General features: G+C 73.2%; 14 protein-coding genes. 6 read left to right on the top strand and 8 right to left on the bottom strand.

Annotated features, from left to right (window positions below; genetic code table 11):
* Window positions 1-257: 257 nt before the first annotated feature.
* Window positions 258-4,433, top strand: coding sequence for an SCO7613 C-terminal domain-containing membrane protein (locus Q8791_RS11605; protein WP_330091650.1), 4,176 nt, complete (start codon window positions 258-260; stop codon window positions 4,431-4,433).
* 69 nt (window positions 4,434-4,502) lie between these two features.
* On the opposite strand, the gene Q8791_RS11610 is transcribed toward Q8791_RS11605, so the two are convergent.
* The 3 genes from Q8791_RS11610 to Q8791_RS11620 form a co-directional block, all read right to left on the bottom strand.
* Window positions 4,503-5,768 (bottom strand): PhoH family protein, encoded by a 1,266-nt coding sequence (locus Q8791_RS11610; RefSeq protein WP_330091651.1) that lies wholly within the window; start codon window positions 5,766-5,768, stop codon window positions 4,503-4,505.
* Between the two features lie 351 nt (window positions 5,769-6,119).
* A complete protein-coding gene (locus Q8791_RS11615) occupies window positions 6,120-6,881 on the bottom strand; it encodes an isoprenyl transferase (protein WP_330091652.1) in 762 nt (253 codons plus the stop codon).
* Between the two features lie 92 nt (window positions 6,882-6,973).
* The gene (locus tag Q8791_RS11620; protein ID WP_330091653.1) at window positions 6,974-7,585 is read right to left on the bottom strand and encodes an RNA polymerase sigma factor; all 612 of its coding nucleotides are present in this window, start codon (window positions 7,583-7,585) and stop codon (window positions 6,974-6,976) included.
* A gap of 315 nt (window positions 7,586-7,900) precedes the next feature.
* Between Q8791_RS11620 and Q8791_RS11625 the strand changes: the two genes are divergently transcribed.
* The gene (locus Q8791_RS11625) at window positions 7,901-9,268 is read left to right on the top strand and encodes a serine/threonine-protein kinase (protein ID WP_330091654.1); all 1,368 of its coding nucleotides are present in this window, start codon (window positions 7,901-7,903) and stop codon (window positions 9,266-9,268) included.
* 136 nt (window positions 9,269-9,404) lie between these two features.
* Here the strand turns inward: Q8791_RS11625 and Q8791_RS11630 are convergent, their stop codons facing one another.
* From Q8791_RS11630 to mca, 3 genes are all read right to left on the bottom strand, one after another.
* On the bottom strand, window positions 9,405-11,525 hold the full coding sequence (locus Q8791_RS11630; protein ID WP_330091655.1) for a thioredoxin domain-containing protein: 2,121 nt from the start codon (window positions 11,523-11,525) through the stop codon (window positions 9,405-9,407).
* A gap of 166 nt (window positions 11,526-11,691) precedes the next feature.
* Window positions 11,692-11,973, bottom strand: a complete 282-nt coding sequence (locus Q8791_RS11635) for a hypothetical protein (RefSeq protein WP_330091656.1) — start codon at window positions 11,971-11,973, stop codon at window positions 11,692-11,694.
* A gap of 5 nt (window positions 11,974-11,978) precedes the next feature.
* On the bottom strand, window positions 11,979-12,857 hold the full coding sequence (mca, locus tag Q8791_RS11640; protein WP_330091657.1) for a mycothiol conjugate amidase Mca: 879 nt from the start codon (window positions 12,855-12,857) through the stop codon (window positions 11,979-11,981).
* A 157-nt stretch (window positions 12,858-13,014) separates the two neighbouring features.
* On the opposite strand from mca, the gene Q8791_RS11645 reads away from it, so the two are divergent.
* The 3 genes from Q8791_RS11645 (at window position 13,015) to Q8791_RS11655 (ending at window position 14,961) form a co-directional block, all read left to right on the top strand.
* The gene (locus Q8791_RS11645; RefSeq protein WP_330091658.1) at window positions 13,015-13,455 is read left to right on the top strand and encodes a DUF4307 domain-containing protein; all 441 of its coding nucleotides are present in this window, start codon (window positions 13,015-13,017) and stop codon (window positions 13,453-13,455) included.
* A 142-nt stretch (window positions 13,456-13,597) separates the two neighbouring features.
* Entirely contained in the window at window positions 13,598-14,098 is a 501-nt protein-coding gene (gene greA / locus Q8791_RS11650; RefSeq protein ID WP_267946558.1) for a transcription elongation factor GreA, read from the top strand.
* Between the two features lie 263 nt (window positions 14,099-14,361).
* Complete coding sequence (locus Q8791_RS11655) at window positions 14,362-14,961, top strand: RDD family protein (protein WP_330091659.1); 600 nt, start codon at window positions 14,362-14,364, stop codon at window positions 14,959-14,961.
* 76 nt (window positions 14,962-15,037) lie between these two features.
* On the opposite strand, the gene Q8791_RS11660 is transcribed toward Q8791_RS11655, so the two are convergent.
* Window positions 15,038-16,348 carry a hypothetical protein gene (locus Q8791_RS11660; RefSeq protein WP_330091660.1) on the bottom strand — a complete coding sequence of 437 codons (1,311 nt, stop codon included), beginning with the start codon at window positions 16,346-16,348 and terminating at the stop codon, window positions 15,038-15,040.
* Between the two features lie 211 nt (window positions 16,349-16,559).
* Window positions 16,560-17,711: an FIST signal transduction protein gene (locus Q8791_RS11665; RefSeq protein ID WP_330091661.1), complete on the bottom strand. Its 1,152-nt coding sequence runs from the start codon at window positions 17,709-17,711 to the stop codon at window positions 16,560-16,562.
* Window positions 17,712-17,957: 246 nt separating this feature from the next.
* Here Q8791_RS11665 and Q8791_RS11670 point away from each other — a divergent pair, with 246 nt between their 5' ends.
* A complete protein-coding gene (locus Q8791_RS11670) occupies window positions 17,958-19,367 on the top strand; it encodes a sigma 54-interacting transcriptional regulator (protein WP_330091662.1) in 1,410 nt (469 codons plus the stop codon).
* The last annotated feature ends 110 nt before the right edge of the window (window positions 19,368-19,477 follow it).

A 19,477-nucleotide genomic window follows, 5' to 3' on the forward strand; every position in this document is an offset into this window, starting at 1 on the left:
GCAGCGGACTCAGCCTGCATCATCGTCACGGTGAAGTAACGCCAGTTTTACTATGCCTTGGGTCACATCACGGAATGTGCCTGCATTGCAGCGATCTGACCTGCACGGCGACACGAAGAGTCAAGTCCTGGTCAAGTGGTGTCGGCGGTGTGGTCCCTGTCTCCCCCGCGGCGAGGGGGCACGCGACCCGCGTCACCGGGCGCTTCTGAGTACGAGTACCGATGCGTGCAGGGCGCGGCCCGGGTCAGGATGGCGGTATGAACGCCCACGGATCCCCACCGTCTCCCGCGGGTCCACGGCTCCACTGCCCGGACTGCCGCGCCCCGCTCCCGACCGGAGCCGCCGCGTGCCCCCGGTGCGGTCTGCGGCTCGTCGGCGACACCGCCCAGCGCCTCTGGTTGATCGACTCCGAGATCGCGGAGATCGACGGCCGCAGGCACCGGCTGCTCGGCGAGCGCGCCGCCGCGGTGCGGCTGCTGCGCCGCGAGTCGCTCCTGAGCCGGACGGACACGCCCCACCCCGCGAACACCCCCGCCGGGGGCCGCGCACCCTCCCACGAGCCCGTACGGGCCGAACCGGGCGCACGACCTCCGCTGGGCGCGGCCTCCCCCGGCGCCGCGAACCCCGCCGGTCGGCGCGGCACCGCGCCGCCCGGCGAGGTCACCCGGCGCTCCGCCCAGAACCTCATCCTCGGCCTGGGCGGCCTCCTCGTGGGCATCGCCGCCCTGGTGTTCGCCGTCTGGACCTGGAGCGACCTGGGCAGCGGCGCCCGCGCGGGCGTCCTCGGGGCCACCACCCTGGCCTTCGCCGTCCTCGCCCTCCCGCTGCACCGTCGCGGTATGAGGGCGACGGCCGAGACCTTCGGCTCCGTCGCCGCGGCCCTGCTGTGCGTCGACGCCCTCGCGCTGGGCCTGCTCCTGTCCGACCGGATCACCAACGGCCCCGGCTACGCTGCCGCCGCCCTCGCGGCGGTCGGCGTGCTGGCGGCGCTCTATCCGCTCCTCGTACCGCTGCGGTCCCCGCGCGTCGTCGCCGCCCTCGTCGCCCAACCGGTCCCGGTCCTGCTGGTGCTCGCGCTCCCCGGCGGCGGGTCCCCGGCCTGGACGCTGCCCGCGCTCGCCGCCACCGCGCTCGCCGACCTGCTGCTGGTCCGCCTGCTCGGCGGGCCGCGCGAGGGCGTGCCCGTCCGCACCCTCCACGTCACCGCGACGGTCCTGTGGGGGTTCTCCCTCGCCCTCTCCTCGGTGCTCGTGCTCGCGGTCTCCGACGTCGGCGACGTCGGCGACGCCGGCTCCTGGTGGGCCTTGGCCGCGGCACTGCTGGTGACCGGTGTGACCGGGCTGCTGTTCACGCGGCGACCGCTGCCCTCGCTCCCCGCTCCGGGGTCCCGGCCGTCCGGGCTCCACGCCGCGGTCGCCCTCGCCGCGCTGGGCGCCGTGCCCCTGGCGGCCGGCCCCGCCCACCTTCCCGTGCTCCCCCGGGCGCCCTCCGGGTTCTGGATCGGCGATACGAACGTCGCGACCGCTCCCGCCCTCCGGATCCTGGAGCTCGGCGGCCCCGGCGGACTCGCCCTGCCCGGGCCCGCCCACCTGGCGGCCGTCGTGGCCGCCGCCGTTCTGGCCCTGGCGTCGGTGGCCCTGCTGCGCCGCGACCTCCTGGTGCCCGCCTCCGCCCTGGTCGCCCCGCCGACCCTGCTCGCGGCCCCCCTGCTGCTGTCCCTGCCTCTCGTGGTCGCGGCCGTGTGGGCGCTGCTCGTCGGCGCCGCGCTGGTCCTCGTCAACGCCCTCCTGCCGCGTCGGCGCGCGGGGTGGGTGTGCGCGGCCACCGGGACCCTCACGGTCGCCACGGGTGTGCTGTGGTCGCTGCCGGACCGGTACACGTCCCTGGCCGCCCTCCTCCTCGCGGGCGCCACCGCGCTGGTCGCCCTCCTCCTCTACCGCCGCGCCGACCGCGGCGACCGCGGCGACCGCGCGGCGGCCTCCCTGTACGGGTCCGGCCTGCTGCTGTGGGCGCTGGCCCTGGTCACCGGCGCGGGCTTCCTGGCGGCGCTGGCGTTCGGCTGGGACGCGCCGCGCCCCGTCTGGTGGCTCCTGGCCGCCGCCACGCTGATGTCGGGCGCCACGGCCCTGCTGCTCGGCCGTCTCCGGTACCCGTTCGCCTCCCGGGGCCCCGGGGACGCCGCCGCGGGGTTCGGGGACGGGCGGGCGGCGACCCGGCTCCCCGCCCGGGGCTCCGCCGACCCCGGGCCGGCGTTCACCCTGCTCGGCCTCCTGCTCCTGGCCTCGGCCCCTCTGCTCGCCGGTGCGGGCCGGGGCCCCGGCCTGCCGCTGCTCTCCGGCCCGTACCCGCCGTGGACCGCTCCGGTCTCGGCGATGCTCGACCCCGCGCACGAGGTGCTGGGACTCTCGGCGCCCGGCGGGTTCGCCGCCGCGCTGGGCACCGCGCTCGGCGTGCTCGTGGCCGGCGCCCTCGCGGTGGCCCTGGTCCTGGTGGTCGACCGGAGGCGTGCGGTGACCGCGCTCGCGCTCGCCGCGCCCACCGCCCTGGTGCCGCTTCCGGTGCTCCTGGGGATGCCGTACGTGGCGGCGGTGGTGTGGACGGTGTTCGTCGGGGCGGCGCTGGTCCTGAGCGTCGCGCCCTCCGGCCGTTCCGGACTCGGCCGGGTTCCGGCGGCGACCGGGTGCGCGACACTCCTGCTGGGCCTGCTCTGGGCGCTTCCCGAGTACTACACGACGCTGGCCGCGCTCGTCCTGGTCGCGGCGACGTCCCTGGTCGCGGCACTGGTCCTGCGGCGCATGGACTCCTCCGGGGCCGGCCGCCCGAGCGCCGCCGCGCGCACCGTGCCCCTCGCGCTCGGAGGACTCGCCCTGCTCGTCCTCGGGGCCGCCCTGGTGTTCTCCTTCACACGGCCGGGTCCCCCCGAACCCCTGTCGTGGTGGTTGTCGGCCGCGGTACTGCTGTGCGTCGGCGCCGCGTCGGTGACGACGGCCCGGCCGTCGCTCCCGCCCCCTGCCCCGGCACGCCCCTCCCCCGCTCCGCGGCCCGTACCGGGGATGCCGCCGTTCACTCTGCTCGGGCTCCTGCTGCTGGCGGCCGTCCCCCTCGTGGCGGGGCCCCGGTCGCTGCCCGCGCTCACCGCGTTCTCAGGGGCGCACCCCGTGGCGTCCGCGGCCCCGTCGGTCCTGCTGGAACCCGCGTACGCGGTCCTGGGCCTGCCCCCGCTTCCGGAGCCCGCCTCGGCCGCGGCCGCCGCGGCCGGGGTCCTGGTGTCCGGCCTCCTCGCCGTCGGCGCGGTCGCCCTCGTGGCACGGCGGTGGACGCCGCACGCCGTCGCCCTGGTCGCGCCGCCCGCGCTGGTCCCCCTGCCGTTGATCACCGGGGCGCCGTTCTTCGCCGCCCTGCTGTGGACGCTGGCGGTGGGGTCCGCCCTGGCGGTGGGGTCGGCACTGCTGCGGAACCGCCGGGTGAGCCCGCTGCCGGGGCTGACGGGACTCCTCACCGTGGGGGTGGGGCTGAGCTGGTCGCTCACCGAGGTGCACACGAACGCGGGCGCGCTGATGGCCGCCGCGGTGGTCGCGTCGGTGGTCGCCGCGCTCGCGCGGACGCCCGTCCCGGCCGTGGGCGGCACCGCGGTCGCCACGGCCCTCACCGGGGCGTTCTCCCTCGCGCTCCCCCTGGCCCTGGACGCGCCGGTGGAGTACGCGTCGCTCGGGCCGATCGCCGTGGTCGCCGGTGTGGCCGTGGTCGCGCCGAGGCTGCGCGGGTCTCTGGTGACGGCGGTCGAGGTCCCCGCGTGCCTGTGGGCGGTACTGGCGCCGGCCGTCTCGGTCGGAGCGGGGGCGCGGCTGGAGCTGGTGGCGCTGGCGCTCGCCCTGGTCGGCGTGATCGCGTCGGCGACCGCCGTCCGCCCCGGCCGGTCGTGGTTCGCGGTGGTCGGCGGACTGCTGATGTTCGCCGCCCTGTGGACCGTGCTGTCCGCGTGGCACGTGAGCGTGCCCGAGGCCTACACCGTGCCGCCCGCGCTCGCCGCCCTGGTCATCGGATGGGAGTGGAACCGCAAGGCGGTGACCCCGCCGTCGAGCTGGGCGGCCTACGGCGGTGGGCTGGCGCTCCTGCTGCTGCCGACGGTGGGCCTGCTCCTCACGGAGGACGGCACGGCGTGGCGGGTGCCCGCCGTGCTGGTGCTCGGGGTGGCCGTGACCCTGTGGGGTCTGCTGCGACGGCTCCAGGCCGCCCTGGTCCTGGGAGGGCTGGCGCTGGTGGCCACGTCCCTGCGGGCGTTCGGGCCGCCCCTCTGGGACCTGGCCCAGGGCGCTCCGAACTGGGTGCCGTTCGCGGTCGTCGGCCTGCTCCTCCTCGCCGTCGGGGCCCGTTACGAGGCGAGTCTGGCGAGGCTGCGGAGCCTGGGGCGGGCGGTGTCGGGCATGCGCTGACGGAACCGCGCCCACGAAGGGGGCGCCCCGGGACCGGCCGCCGCGGCCGGTCCCGGGGCGCCGGTGTGTCTAGCTCTCCAGCATCTCGGTGACGAGGGCGGCGATCGGCGACCGCTCGGACCTGGTCAGGGTGATGTGCGCGAACAGCGGGTGGCCCTTGAGCTTCTCGATCACCGCGACCACGCCGTCGTGGCGGCCCACCCTCAGGTTGTCGCGCTGGGCGATGTCGTGGGTGAGCACCACACGCGAGTTCTCCCCCAGCCGGGACAGCACCGTGAGGAGCACGCCGCGCTCCAGGGACTGCGCCTCGTCCACGATCACGAACGCGTCGTGCAGCGAGCGGCCCCGGATGTGCGTGAGCGGGAGGACCTCCAGCATCCCCCGGTCCACGACCTCCTCGATGACGTCCTCGCTGGTCACCGCAGACAGGGTGTCGTGCACCGCCTGACCCCACGGAGTCATCTTGTCGTTCTCGGTGCCGGGCAGGTAGCCGAGTTCCTGGCCCCCGACCGCGTACAGCGGCCGGAACACCATCACCTTGCGCTGCTGGCGGCGCTCCAGGACGGACTCCAGCCCGGCGCACAGGGCCAGCGCGGACTTCCCGGTGCCGGCGCGCCCTCCCAGGGACACGATGCCGACCTCGGGGTCGGTGAGCAGGTCGAGGGCGATCCGCTGCTCGGCGCTGCGTCCGTGAAGACCGAACACGTCCCGGTCGCCGCGCACCACCTTGACCGACTTGTCGGGCCGCACCCGCCCGAGCGCCTTTCCGCGCTCGGACACGAGCACCAGCCCGGTGTGACAGGGGAGTTCCCTGGCCTCCTCGATCTCGCTGGTACCGCCGTCGAACAGCTCACCGATCTGGTGGGCGGGCACGTCCATCTCGGCCATGCCCGTCCAGCCGTGCTCGATGGCGAGTTCGGCGCGGTACTCGTCGGCCGGGAGGCCGATCGAGGCGGCCTTGATCCGCATCGGCAGATCCTTGCTCACCAACACGACGTTCCCGCCCTCCTCCTGGAGGTTGCGGGCCACCGTCAGGATCCGGGTGTCGTTGTCGCCGAGCCGGAAGCCCGCCGGCAGGATCTTGGGATCGCTGTGGTTGAGCTCCACACGGAGCGTTCCGCCCTGGTCGTTCACCGGCACCGGGACGTCCAGTCGGCCGTTGGCGACCCGCAGGTCGTCGAGACGGCGCAGCGCGTTGCGAGCGAAGTACCCGAGTTCCGGGTGGTGTCGCTTGCTCTCCAGCTCGGTGATCACCACCACGGGGATGACGACCTCGTGCTCGGCGAACCGGGCCATGGCCATCGGGTCGGCGAGCAGGACGCTGGTGTCGAGCACGTGGACGCGCCTGGTCCGACCTACCTCCGTGTGGGGGTCGGTGGGGGACTGGGTGTCACGGCGATCGGTCGAGGAACTAGCCACTCGTTCTCCCCTTGGGCACCGCGTGGGCGCCCTACTGTCACGGGATCATGGAGGACCGGGACCTGGCCCCAGAGGGCCGGGTCCGGCCCTCCTCGTCGACGTTCCGCGAGAGCGGAGGAGATCAATGAGCCGGGGCCTCCCGAACGGGTGGATGCACACCACCCGCTTTTTCCGACGCTACGCGCCCACGACCCCGTTTCCAAGAGGCCCGTCCCGCCGCGCGGTGAACACCGCGTTAATGGGCTGGTCGACGGGGAGAGCCCGGGGTCAGAAGCCGAAGCGCCGGTTGCGCGCGCCGTAGGAGCGCAGTGCACGGAGGAAGTCCACCCTGCGGAACGCGGGCCAGTAGACCTCGCAGAAGTAGAACTCCGAGTGCACGCTCTGCCACAGCATGAAACCCGACAGACGCTGCTCTCCCGACGTGCGGATGAGCAGGTCGGGGTCGGGCTGGCCGCGCGTGTAGAGATGCCGTGCGATGTCCTCGATGTCCAGGCGCTCGGCAAGCTCCTGGATACCGGTGCCCTTGGCCGCCTCCTCGTGAAGGAGGGACCGAACCGCATCAGCGATCTCACGTCTACCTCCATACCCGACGGCGACGTTGACAACCAGGCCGGGGTTACCGGATGTTGCCGACTCCGCCTCCTTCAGGGCGCGGACGGTGGTGTCGGGCAGCACGTCGAGCGCGCCGACGGGGCGCGTGTTCCACCCCTCCTCGCGGAGGCGGGCGATGGTCTGCTCGATGATGCGCACCAGCGGGCCCAGTTCGGACTCGTCGCGGGTGAGGTTGTCGGTGGACAGCATCCACAGGGTGACGACCTGCACACCGACCTCGTCGCACCAGCGCAGCAGCTCGAAGATCTTGTTCGCGCCGGCCTGGTGGCCCTCTTCGGCCGCCCGGAGGCCGCTGCTCTTCGCCCATCGACGGTTGCCGTCCATGGCGACGCCGACGTGGCGGGGAATCTCCTGGCTGGTCAGCCGGCGTTCGAGCCGGCGTTCGTAGAGCCAGTACAGGGGGTCTCGGAGCCCCATTGGCGAAACCTCTCAGAGCTGGATCGAAGACAGCACACCCCTGCGAAGGATGTGCCGACGGGGATTCCTCCAGAGTAGTTCGCCCCGGGACGCTACGTCACAGCGAGGGACTTGCGCACGTGTTTGCGGCCCTGGTGGATGCGGGACTTGACGGTTCCGAGGGCGAGGTTGAGCTCGGAGGCGATCTCGTTGTAGTCCATCTGGCACAGGTCGCGCAGGACCAGGGGGGCCACCAGGTTGGGGCGGTCCTTCTCCAGCTGGTCCAGGGCCTCCAGCAGGTCGATGCGGGAGCCGGCGATGACGCTGGTGGTCCGCGGGTCGCTCTGGTGGGGCATCCGCTCGGCCTCGGTCGGGAACTCGGCGGACCGGCGCTTCATCGACCGGTAGGTCTGGCGCGCGGAGTTGGACACCACGGTGTACAGCCAGGTGGTGAACAGGGAGTCGCCCTTGAAGCTGTCGATCTTGCGGGCCACGCGCAGGAGCGCGTCCTGGCAGGCCTCCTCCGCGTCCTGGCGGTAGGGCAGGAAGCGCGCGCACCGGCGCAGCACCTCGGGCTGGATGCGCCGCAGGAGGTCGTCCAGGGCCACCGCGTCGCCGTGCTTGGCCCGGCGCGCGAGTTCCTCCAGCTCCTCGTCGACGTTGCTCGCCACCCGCCGCCGGGGCGTCGGGGTCCCCTCGTTCTCCGTGTGGTCACTACTGCGCATGGCTGGTCTCTCCCTGACTGACGGCAGACGTCCCGCCGTCCGGTTCGGACGCGTGTGCGCCCGTCGGTACGAGGGTCACACGTCAATGGGACGTCTACGGAACCCCTTCGGCTCCATCCTCACGAAACATGACATTTCGCCACGACCATTCACATGGCGTACCGAACCCGACGGGGCCTCCCCCAGTTTCCACGCCCCGGGGGTATCCGCGCTACCCGGAGAGGGGATCATATCGGCGGGGAGTCATCGTGAAGGCGTAGATGGTGTATTAGTGGGCAACGACCGCGTATTCACCCCTGACACACCGAGGCGGAAATGAGCCAACCGGAGGCCTTCGGACGGTACCGCGTCATCCGGCGCCTGGGTTCCGGTTCCTTCGCCACGGTCTGGTTGGCGCAGGACGATCTGCTCAACTACCCGGTGGCCATCAAGGTACTCGCCGAGAACTGGGCGCACCAGATGGACATCCAGCACCGGTTCCTGGAGGAGGCGCGCATCCTGCGCCAGACCGACTCCACGTGGCTGGTGGCGGTGCACGACGTCGACGTGCTCCCCGACGGGCGCCCCTACATGGTGATGACGTACGCCGACCAGGGAAGCGTGACCGACCTCATCAGGCGGGGTCAGCTGCCCCTGGACGAGGCCCTGCGGCTGCTGACGGAGATCGGCCAGGGCATCACCGTGCTGCACAACCACGGCACGATCCACCGTGACATCAAGCCGTCCAACGTCCTGCTCCAGTCCTCGCCCGTGGGACAGCGCGTACTGGTCGCGGACCTGGGGTTCGCGAAGGCCATCGACGAGGCCTCGGGGTTCACGGCGGCGGCGGGGACGCCCGGCTACATGTCGCCCGAGCAGAGCATTCCCGGCGGCGACCTGGACGTGCGGTCCGACGTGTACTCGCTGGGCGCGGTCGCCTACGAGCTGATCACCGGACGGCCGCCCTCGCGTCCGCCCGTCAAGATCGCGCCTGGCCGGATCCGGCCAGGGCTCCCCCGGGCCCTTGACGAGCTGATCCTCTCCGCCCTCTCGGTGGACCGGGAGAGCCGCCCCGCCGACGCCAAGACCTTCACGGACCGTGTGCGAACGATCCGTACGGAGCCCGACCTGCCCAAGGCGGACCCGTGGTGGCAGCGCTACCAGATGCCCTGGAGGCGCACGGTCGCCCTGACCGCCGCCCTGCTGCTGATGGTGGCGGGCGTCACCGCGTCCACCGGCAGCCCGGGCCTGGACCTGACCACGGTGCGGTACGCCGCCCAGGACATACGGGTGAACGTGCCCTCGGCGTGGGCGCGGGAGTTCCACACCGACCAGGACGCCCGTCCGGCGGCGGCCGAGGCGGGCGCCGGCCCGGGGCTGCTGGTGGCGACCGACGCCGACGACTGGCACTCCACCGAGGTTCCGTCCTACGGGGTGTACGCCACGGTGATGCCGGGGGCCCGCGCCCTGAGCGGCGTCTCCGACACCGACCAGTGCGGTGGCGCCCCGGACGAGCGCGAGCTGCACACCACCGCGTGGGAGGGCACGGTGTGGGACTGGCCCGAGTGCAACGGCGGCGGCGCGTTCACCAGCGCCGCCGTGCACCAGCCGGGTGTGCCCACCACCGTGTACTTGGAGATCCGCCAGCCCGACTACCGCCCGGACGTGGTGAACGACATCATCGGCGGCACCCGCCTGGGCTGACCGGGCCCCGCGGCTCCGGCCCGGGGTCCCGCGGCTCTCCCGCGCCCCGGGGCCGAAGCGGAGCCTCGGCCCCGGGCTCCCGCGGCGTCCCGCGGTGCGGGGCCGGCGCGGAACGGAGGCCCGGAACTGGCACTCCCTAGGCGAGCAGCTGTGTCCGCAGGTCCTCGGGCGAGGTGACCGGGAGCTTGCAGACGAACCCCTCGCACACGTAGGCGGTGGGGACACCGCCGACCGGGGCGCGGTCGCGCAGCAGCGGCACCCCTCCGTCGTCGCGGCCGTCGCCCCGCGACAGCGCCGTGCCGAGCGGGGCCCAGGCCAGGGCCGTGCGCACGAGTTCCTCCGTGCGGGGGTCGCCGGGGTCCCCCACCACCGCGACGGCGCGCGGCCCGGACAGGGCCGCCTCACCGGCGGCGAGGCCCCATCCGGCGAACCGCGCGGCCTTCTCCGCCAGCAGGGCGACCGGCGACAGGGCTCCCTCGGCGGCCGTCCTGTGGCGTTCCGAACCGGTGAGGGCGGCGTAGGTCACCAGCGCGGACGCGACGGCCGAGCGCCCTGAGGGGGTCGCGTTGTCGGTGGGGTCCTGCGGGCGGCTGAAGAGCTTCTCCGCGTCGTCCGCGGTGTCGAAGAACCCTCCCTCGCCGTCACCGAAGTGCTCCAGGACGGCGTCCAGGAGCCTCCCGGCCTCGTGCGCGTAGCGCGGCTCACCGGTCACCCCGTGCAGGGCCAGCAGCCCCTCCGCCACGTCGCCGTAGTCCTCCAGCACCCCGGCGCTGGTGCCGGCCCGGCCGTCACGGGACGTGCGCGCCAGGCGTCCGTCCCGCAGGTGCACGGAGAGCAGCAGCTCCGCGGCGTCGCGGGCGGCGTCCACGAGGTCGGGGCGCTCCAGCAGCGCTCCGGCCTCGGCCAGTCCGGCGATCGCCAGACCGTTCCAGGCGGCCACCACCTTGTCGTCGCGCGCGGGCGCGACCCGCTCGGCGCGGGCGGCCAGCAGGGCGTCCCGGACCCGCTGGAAGCGCCACGTGTCGGCGGGAGGGACCGGCAGCCGGAGCACGGAGGAACCGTGCTCGAAGGTGCCCTCGTCCGTCACCCCGAACACGTCGGCGGCGAAGGCGGCGTCCTCCTCGCCCAGGACCTCGCGCAGCTGGGCGGGCGTCCACACGTAGTAGGTGCCCTCCTCGCCCTCGCTGTCGGCGTCCAGTGCCGAGGCGAACCCTCCCTCGGGGGTGCGCAGGTCGCGCAGCATCCAGTCGGCGGTCTCCTCCGCCACCCGGCGCAGCAGGGCGTGGACGGCGGTGTCCGCGGTCGCGGCGCCCGGCCGCGCCGGACGGCGGCCCATACGGAGGTAGGCGCGCAGCAGCAGCGCGTTGTCGTACAGCATCTTCTCGAAGTGGGGGACGACCCACGCGCGGTCCACCGAGTAGCGGGCGAAACCGCCGCCGAGCTGGTCGTACATGCCCCCCTGGGCCATGGCCAGGGCGGTGCCGGTGGCCATCAGCCAGGCCGGGGTGGACTCTGCCGTGTCGGAGGCCGGGGACGGCGGCGCGCTCCGGTGCAGCGCGGCCCCGTACGGCGCCGTCGGGCGGTTCTCGGTGGCGCCGGTGCTCGGGAAGGGCCGGGTGCGCTCGTCCTGCGCGGTCAGGAAGGACAGCAGCATCGACGGCGGGAACTTGGGGGCGTCGCCGAACCCGCCCTCCAGGCTGTCGTAGTCGCGTACCAGCGCGTGGACGGCCAGGTCGAGCTGGTCGGCGGAGGGCGGCGGCGCGGACGGCAGGGTGCGCGGGGCCCCGAGGGCGTCCACCACGCGCCTCCCCTGGTCGAGGAGTTCGGGGCGCTTGTCCCGCCAGGCGGTGGCCACGCCCTCCAGCAACCGCTGGAAGTGGTCGCGCGGGAAGTAGGTACCGCAGTAGAACGGCGCCCCGTCGGGGGTGGCGAACACGGTCATGGGCCACCCGCCCTGGCCGGTCATGGCCTGGGTGGCCTCCATGTAGACGGCGTCGACGTCCGGGCGCTCCTCGCGGTCCACCTTGACGTTGACGAAGTGCGCGTTCATGCGCGCGGCGGTCGCCTCGTCCTCGAAGGACTCGTGGGCCATCACGTGGCACCAGTGGCAGGCCGCGTAGCCGACGGACACGAGGACGGGGACGTCGCGCCGGCGGGCCTCCGCGAAGGCCTCCTCACCCCAGGGCCACCACTCCACGGGGTTCTCGGCGTGCTGCAACAGGTACGGGCTGGTCGCTTCGCTCAAGCGGTTGGGCATGCCACCACTGTGCCACCCGCGGCCGGGAACCGCCCGGGGCGGGAGGGCCTGCCGGTCCGTGCCGGAAACCGTCCCGCCCCGCCGGGCGGGGGACGGTTTCCGGGGAGCGCTCCCGCGGACTCCGCCGGGCCTTCCCGTGCCCGTGTCCGAACCGGCGCCCGGGGGATCAGCCCCTGGGCTCTGCGGCGCCGTCGGCCGCGGAGGCGGCCACCTCGTCCGCCCCCGCCTCCCCGGCGGAGGCCTCGGAACGGTCGGGGCCGCCGGTCTCCGGCGTCCCGCCCTCCCCGGGCAGCGCGCGGAGCTTGCCCGTCAGGCTCCTCATCAGGAAGTACAGCACGACGCCGATCGCGAAGATGACCAGGAAGCCCATGACCCCGGGTGTCACGGTGTCCTTGTCCAGCGAGACGTCGGTGGCCAGCACAGCCGAAGAGGTGAGAAGGGTATTCATGCCACTCATACTCTCACTGCTTCTCGGACACCCGCGAAGAGGTCCTTCTCAGGGACCTCGGTGTCCACCAGCGAGCGCACCAGGTGGTAGTCCTCGGTGGGCCAGGCCTCGGAGAGGATCTCGTTGGGGACGGCGAACCAGAAGCCGTTCGGGTCCACCTGGGTCTCGTGCGCCTTGAGCGCCTCCTCCGCCACGCCGAACTGCTCGCTGCAGTGCACCCGGGTGGTGATCTCCCACCGGGGGTACTCGCGGTCGTTGATCCGCTTCATCCAGTCCTCGAAGGGGTTCTCGATGCCGCGCTCGGCGAGGACCGCCGCCAGGGCCACGAACCGCTCCGGCGGGAACGAGACGAAGTAGTACAGCTTCAGCGGCTGCCAGGGGTCTCCGGCGTCCGGGTAGGCGTCGGGGTCGCCCGCGGCGTCGAACGCGTGCATCGAGACCTTGTGGGTCATGATGTGGTCCGGGTGCGGGTAGCCGCCGTTCTCGTCGTAGGTGAGGATGACGTGCGGCCGGAAGCGGCGGATGGACTCCACCAGGGGCGCCGAGGCCTCCTCCACCGGCAGGGTCGCGAAGCACCCGTCCGGCAGCGGCGGCAGGGGGTCGCCCTCGGGCAGGCCGGAGTCGACGAATCCGGCGAACTCCTGCTGGATGCCGAGGATCTCCCGGGCCCGGTTCATCTCCTCTCGGCGAACCGCGGCGATGTTCTCGCGGATCTCTGGACGCTCCATGGCGGGGTTGAGGATGTCGCCTCGTTCGCCACCGGTCATGGTGACGACGAGCACGTCGGCGCCCTCGTCCACGTAGCGCGCCATCGTGGCCGCGCCCTTGCTGGACTCGTCATCGGGGTGGGCATGGACGGCCATAAGCCGCAGGCGCTCGGACAACGAAGGGTTCTCCTTGACTTGGTGAACACGGGTGCGGGGGCGTGGCTGTCCGGCTCCCCTGGGGCACGGCTTCGACGACTCACGCACGGGCCGCGTAGGGGGGCTGTCAGGTCGGGGATATCTTAGACAACACCGTCCCCTTGTTCGGAGATTCCCGATGCAGCACACCCCGGAAGAAGACGCTGTGAACAGTGCCGACACCCCGGCCGACACGGCCGAACCCGTAGCGCCGGCGCTCCGCAGACGCCACGGCAACGGCCCCGTCTTCTTCGTCATCGCGACCGTGTTCGCGGTCCTGTGCGCGGTCGGCTGGGGCTACTCCATGATGAGCTACAGGGGCCTCGGCGGTGGCGTGTACCACCAGGTGGTGACCTACTCGCTGGAGTCCCCGGACGAGGTCACCATCAGCTACGAGGTGAACAGCCGGGACGGGGCCGAGTGCCTGATCGTCGCCCTGGACGATCAGCACGTCGAGGTGGGCCAGAAGCGCTCCGAGGCGCAGGCGGGGAACCGGATGGTCACCGCGACCGTTGAAACGGTTCGTCAGGCTTCCACGGTACAAGTGGCCTCATGCAGGGAACAAGGTTCGCAGGACTGATTGTTCGAGCCCTTCCTCTGCCTGGTCCCCGGTGCCACCGCCACGCCCGCGAGATCCATTGTGCCACCACACACGGTGATATTCTCGTGAGTTCAGCTTTGGCCGCCTGGTGGCCCTTGCTTCTAGTACACAAGGAGTTCCAGTGACCCAGACCCGCGATGACAACGTCACCTGGCTCACCCAGGAGGCGTATGACCGGCTCAAGTCTGAGCTGGACACCCTGTCGGGGCGTGGGCGGATCGAGATCGCGGAGAAGATCGAGGCCGCCCGCGAGGAGGGCGACCTCAAGGAGAACGGCGGTTACCACGCCGCCAAGGAGGAGCAGGGCAAGATGGAGGCCCGCATCCTCCAGCTCACCGGGATCCTGCGGACCGCGCGCGTCGGGGAGGCCCCCCGCACCGAGGGCGTGGTCGGCCCCGGCATGACCGTCACCGTCAAGTTCGACGGGGACGAGGAGGAGGTCACCTTCCTGCTCGCCTCCCGTGAGGAGAGCGGTTCCCCGATCGACGTGTACTCCCCCAAGTCCCCTCTCGGCTCCGCCATCAACGGCAAGCGCATCGGTGAGAGCGTCAGCTACACGCTCCCGAACGGCAAGAGCCTCGGAGTCGAGATCATCGACGCGGTCCCCTACAGCGGCATGTGACACCGGCGGTACGGGTTGGGGGGCGGCCGTCGGCCGCCCCCCACCGCGTTCCGGGTGGCCCGGTCCGCGCGCGGTGCGCCGGCGCGCGGTGGGGAACGGCGGGACCGGGGCCGCTCCGGCAAGCGGGCCGGGACGGGAGGACCCGTGACGCATCCGTTCGCGGTCCCGGTGCGTCATAGTCTCGGAGTCCCGGAGATCCGACGGGTGCCGCCCGTCCTCTCCGCCCCCCGCCCAGACCGACGAACAGAGGGACCAACGCCGCGATGTCCTCCCCCCACTGGAACCCCCAGGAGCCCCGGCCCGGTTCGTACGCCCCGCAGGGCGGATGGGGACCGGTCTCCCCGCCTCCCGCAGCCGACTGGGGCCGACCGGGGACGGAGCTCTCCCCCATGGCCGGGCCTCCCCGCACGGTGGAGACGGTCGGCCTGGGACGACGCCTGGCCGCACGCACCATCGACTACGTGCTGGTGGTGTTCGCCGCCTGCGTGTTCTTCGTGTTCATGGCCCTCGTGACGGTGGTGCTCACCGCGGGGGCGGAGACCACCGACGCCCAGGGCTCCCTGTGGGCGCTGCTGTTCTTCTTCGGCTGGGGACTGCTGCTCTTCTTCTACGACTGGCTGTACCTGGTCACCTGGGGACGCACGATCGGCAAGATGATGCTCGGCATCAGGGTGGTCAGCGCCGACGGCGGACGGCTCACCCAGGGCCAGGCACTGGGCCGGGCGGCGTTCTTCGGCCTCCCCCAGACCCTGCCGGGTGTGGGGCACCTGTTCTCCCTGGCGGAGGCGCTGCCCATCCACTTCGACCCGGACTCCCGGGCCCTGCACGACCGCGCCGCCGGAACCGTGGTCGTCCGCGGCTGAGGCCCGCGGAGGCGGCCCCGGGCACCGGGACCGCCTCCGCCGGGACGCATGGGCGCCCGAACACCGGGGCCGGGGACTACAGGTCCGCGCAGTCCGGGGCGTCGGCGCCGCCGTCGGCGAACGCCGCCGGGACGTAGTGGCCGGGACCGATCCGGTACCAGGCGCTGCTGGTGCCGAACGGGCCCGTCGCCTCGTCCCCGACAGCCTGGCAGGCGACGTCCACGTTGGCCTTGTACGCCGCCAGGCCCACCGGGTCGTGGTCCCGGCCGGGGCCGCCGCGCACGACCACGGGGTCGCTCTGGGTCACGGTGGTGATCTCGGCACGCTGCCGGTACTCGGCCGTCCACAGGTAGTCGACGTTCACCCAGCCGTTGGTGGGCAGCTGGAGGGCCTCCTGGAAGGCGCCGTCGGCCAGGTCGATCCCGGCCGGGTTGCGGACCTCGCGCCCGAACCCGTCCAGGCCCCCGTTGTATCCCTCCTGGTACGCGGCCTGCGCCTGGGGGCGGCCGCGGTCCAGGTCGCGCCACGACTCGCGGTCGCCGTTCCAGTGGTCGTCGGTGGTGTTCCAGGGGCCCACGTCCCACACGGGGAGGTAGGCGCAGCGCGGTTCGTGGTCCGCGGTCCCGCCCTTGCCCTCGGGGCCGAGCGCGCCCGTGGTGCACACCCGCACCGTGTACTCGCCGCCGCCGCGGGTGGCGAGGCCGCGGCGGGAGGGCAGTGCCGCGAAGTGGTCGTCCTGCCGGACGGTGTGCCCGTTGGCGGTGGTGCCGCCCACCAGGCCGATGCGGGTGGCGAAGAGCCTCGCCGAGAACGGTTCCGCCGCTCCGGACTCCTCCGCGGCGCCGTCCTCCCCGCGTCCGCCGTCGGGATGGTCGGCGCTGCTCACCAGCGGGCGGAGGCGGAGGCCGGTGAGTGCCGTTCCGTCGCCGTCGACCTCCACCCGCGACTGCACCCGGGAGACGTCGTGCGGCAGGGTCACACGGCCGCCGCGCTCCGGGGCCGGGTGCCACTCGGTCCACATCCCGTCCGGGCGGACGCCCCGCACCTCGGTCAGCAGGTCCTCGATGTCGCCGTCCGCCCGCACCCGCACGTCCACGGAGTCGGTGGGGTGTTCCAGTGCCTGTTCCGGGAAGGTCGCCAGCCCCGCACCGCCCTGCCCCTCCTCCAGCCGCAGCGAGGCCCCTCCCCCGTCCGCCTCCCCGCCGTCCAGCCGCAGGGTGCCCGATTCCAGCACCAGCCCGACCCGGTCCGCCGAGTCCAGGTCCTGCCGCGTCCAGCCGCTCTCCGCGAACGCGGGCGCCGGCGCAGCCAGGGGCACGAGAAGGGCCGCGGCGCCCAGGGCCGCCAGCGTCTGGGCCGTGGTGCGCTCGCACCGTCTGTCGGACATCTGTACCTTCCCTCACCAAACACCGAGAGTCACGCAATTGGTCACTCTCAGTAAGGGTCCTGGTGTGCGCGCACTCAAGGAGCTTGTGGCGGGTGTTGGTGATAGGGCGGTAAAAGTCCGACTCGCGTCCTACGGGACAGCGGTGACCCGCCGGGGCGCCGAGGGTTCCCGTTCCTCGCGCGCCCGCGGCGATCGCGGCCCGGCGCCCTCCCTAGGCGAAGGCGAGCAGGCAGGCGGTGAAACCGTGCACGTGGTTGACGCCGCCGACGGGGCCGATCTCCCCCGCCGCGAAGAAGCCCGCGACGGCGTCGACGCCCAGCACGCGGTGCACCGCGAGGACGTCGTGGTCGGCATGGGGGAAGAGCGCCGCTCCCCGCCCGTTGCAGGAGAAGAGCAGACCGGCGCCGACCGGGTGCTCGGCCCCGAAGTCGGCGAGCCGCCGGGCGAGGTCCTCGTCGGCGGTCCCCGCGTCGCGGACCTGGAAGCGGACGGTCTGGCCGATCTCGACCATGTCGCCGACGGTGAGTCCGCCGAGTTCGGGGTCGGCCCCGACGACGCTGCGGATGAGGAAGTCGCCCTGGCCGTGGTGGTCCGCGTACTCGTCCATGGCGATCCCGAGGTGCAGGCCGTTCGAGGCGAGTTCGCGGTCCTCCTCCGAGAGCTCCTCGACGAGCTCCTCCAGCTTGTCGTAGGCGTTGACGCCCGCGAGTTCGAGGATGAGGTTGCCCTCGGCCTTGGTGATGGTCATCGGCGGGCCGACGGGGCGGCAGCCCTGGCTGACGACGGTGCCGAGGACGTTGGCGCCGCCGAGCAGGATGCCGATGGCCCCGTGTTCGGCGACGTCGCCCTCGCAGAAGAGCCGGACGGACTCCTCCCCGCGCATGCCGTCGGCCATGCCGCCGATCAGGGGAAGGCCGTTGAGCGCTTCCGTGGACTCGCGCACGAACGCCTGGGTGGGGAACTCGTACGGGTTGGTCAGCAGGACGGCGGCTCGGTCGTCGGGACCGGGTTCGCGCATGCCGACGACGGCGAGGTGGTCGCCCTCGATGACGGTGTCCAGCCGGAACGGGGTGATATCGACCCCGGGCAGCTCGGCGCACCACACGCTCACCGAACCCTGCCCCTCGACGCCGCGCCCGCCCCCGATGACCCCGGTGGAGCTGCACCCGAGGGTGGTCGCCTCACCCGCCAGGGCCATGACGCGCTTGCCCGCGAGGGTGACCTCCTCGGGGTCGGCGCCGCAGACGAAGAAGCAGACCAGGTCGGCCGATCCGTCGACCTGCTCCAGTGCGCCGAGGACGGCGCGCTCGGCCGCGTTCACGAGGTCGGCCCCCGTCGTCAGTGCATTGCCGAACCGTGCCACCAGCCGCCACCTCCGGTTTCACCGGCCGCCTGGGCCGTGCGTGGGACTCCACCGTCACGTCCCATTCTTCCACCCCGGTGCCCATCGGGGGGTTTTCCGGTGAACAAGCCCGGACACCGGCTCGGGCGGCGGGGCGGTCGAACGGGGACGCGTTGACGGGGGGTCTCTTTCCTCAACCGCGCCCCGGAAACCCCGGACGGGCGACACTCCGGTTCGCGCGGCGCCCGGTGCGGATAGGTTCGGAGGGTGAGCGCACTCCCCGAACTCCCCCGGACCCGTGCGGCGTTGCGCGAGTCCGGCCACGTCCACCGTTCCGTCGCCGCCGAGGTGCGGGAGAACCTGCTCGGCCTGATGGGTTCCGGCGAGCCGCGCTTCCCCGGGGTGCGCGGTTTCGACTCGACGGTGCTCCCCCAGGTGGAACGCGCGCTGTTGGCGGGACACGACCTCGTGCTGCTCGGCGAGCGCGGGCAGGGCAAGACCCGGCTGATCCGCGCCCTGGTGGGCCTGCTCGACGAGTGGTCCCCGGCGGTGGCCGGGTGTCAGGTCAACGACCACCCCTTCGCCCCGGTGTGCCCGGCCTGCGTGCGGCGGTCGGCGGAGGAGGGGGACGGGCTGCCGGTGGTGTGGCGCCACCGGAGTGAGCGCTACGGGGAGAAGCTGGGCACCCCCGACACGGGCGTGGGCGAGCTGGTCGGCGACGTGGACCCGGCGCGGCTGGCCGAGGGGCGTTCGCTGGGGGACCCGGAGACCATCCACTACGGTCTCGTGCCGCGCGCGAACCGGGGAGTGTTCTGCGTGAACGAGCTCCCCGACCTGCCCACCCGCGCGCAGGTCGCCCTGTTCAACGTGCTGGAGGAGCGCGATCTCCAGGTGCGGGGCTACAGCCTGCGGCTCCCCCTGGACGTCCTGGTGGTCGCGAGCGCCAACCCCGAGGACTACACGAGCCGGGGGCGGATCGTCACCCCGCTCAAGGACCGCTTCGGCGCACAGGTGCGGACCCACTACCCGCTGACCCTGGAGGACGAGCTCGCACTGGTCCGCCAGGAGGCGGTGCTGCCGGAGGGGACGATGCTGCCCGCGCACGTGTGGGAGACCGTGGCGCGGTTCACCCGGCTGGTGCGCGCCTCGAAGCGGGTGGACGCCGCGTCGGGGGTGTCCGTGCGCTTCGCCGTGGCGGCGGCCGAGACGGCGGCGGCGTCGGCGCTGCGCCGGGCCGCACTGTCCGGCGGGGAGGCTCCCGTGGCGCGTGTGTGCGACCTGACGGTGGCGGTGGAGCCGCTCCTGGGCAAGGTCGAGTTCGAGCTGGGATCCGAGGGCCGGGAGTCGGAGGTCCTGCACGCGCTGCTGCGCCGGGCGACGGCGGAGACGTTCAGGGAGCGGCTGGGCGGGACGGACCTGTCCCCGCTCAGCGACCGGTTCTCGGGGGGCGCGACCGTGGAGTCCGGCGACCTCGTGGGCGCCGTGGAGCTGCTGCGCCGGGTCGGCGCCGTGCCGGGGCTCTCGGCGATGATCGACAGCGCGGCGCCGGAGTCGGAGGACGGACCTCCGACGCAGAGCCTGGCGGCGGCGGTGGTGGAGTTCGCGCTGGAGGGTCTGTACCTGGAGCGCCGCCTCTCCAAGGACGTGCTCCCCGGTGGAGGGGTGTACCGGTTCTAGGCGGGATTCCTGCCTCCTGGCCCGCGTGCACCGGGCTTCCTCTCGCCGCGCCTCTGCGCCCGTGCGGCACCACCGGGGCCGGACCCCGCACATCCTCCCCCGAGAGATCC

The sequence above is a fragment of the Nocardiopsis codii genome, from assembly GCF_036327455.1.
Classification (GTDB): domain Bacteria; phylum Actinomycetota; class Actinomycetes; order Streptosporangiales; family Streptosporangiaceae; genus Nocardiopsis; species Nocardiopsis codii.

What these genes read in the sequence shown, in the direction of transcription:
- Q8791_RS11605 (WP_330091650.1), top strand. Translation starts at nt 258, where the DNA reads ATGAACGCCCACGGATCCCCACCGTCTCCCGCGGGTCCACGGCTCCAC.
- Q8791_RS11615 (WP_330091652.1), bottom strand. Translation starts at nt 6,881, where the DNA reads ATGGGGCTCCGAGACCCCCTGTACTGGCTCTACGAACGCCGGCTCGAA.
- Q8791_RS11620 (WP_330091653.1), bottom strand. Translation starts at nt 7,585, where the DNA reads ATGCGCAGTAGTGACCACACGGAGAACGAGGGGACCCCGACGCCCCGG.
- Q8791_RS11625 (WP_330091654.1), top strand. Translation starts at nt 7,901, where the DNA reads ATGAGCCAACCGGAGGCCTTCGGACGGTACCGCGTCATCCGGCGCCTG.
- Q8791_RS11630 (WP_330091655.1), bottom strand. Translation starts at nt 11,525, where the DNA reads ATGCCCAACCGCTTGAGCGAAGCGACCAGCCCGTACCTGTTGCAGCAC.
- Q8791_RS11635 (WP_330091656.1), bottom strand. Translation starts at nt 11,973, where the DNA reads ATGAATACCCTTCTCACCTCTTCGGCTGTGCTGGCCACCGACGTCTCG.
- Q8791_RS11645 (WP_330091658.1), top strand. Translation starts at nt 13,015, where the DNA reads ATGCAGCACACCCCGGAAGAAGACGCTGTGAACAGTGCCGACACCCCG.
- Q8791_RS11655 (WP_330091659.1), top strand. Translation starts at nt 14,362, where the DNA reads ATGTCCTCCCCCCACTGGAACCCCCAGGAGCCCCGGCCCGGTTCGTAC.
- Q8791_RS11660 (WP_330091660.1), bottom strand. Translation starts at nt 16,348, where the DNA reads ATGTCCGACAGACGGTGCGAGCGCACCACGGCCCAGACGCTGGCGGCC.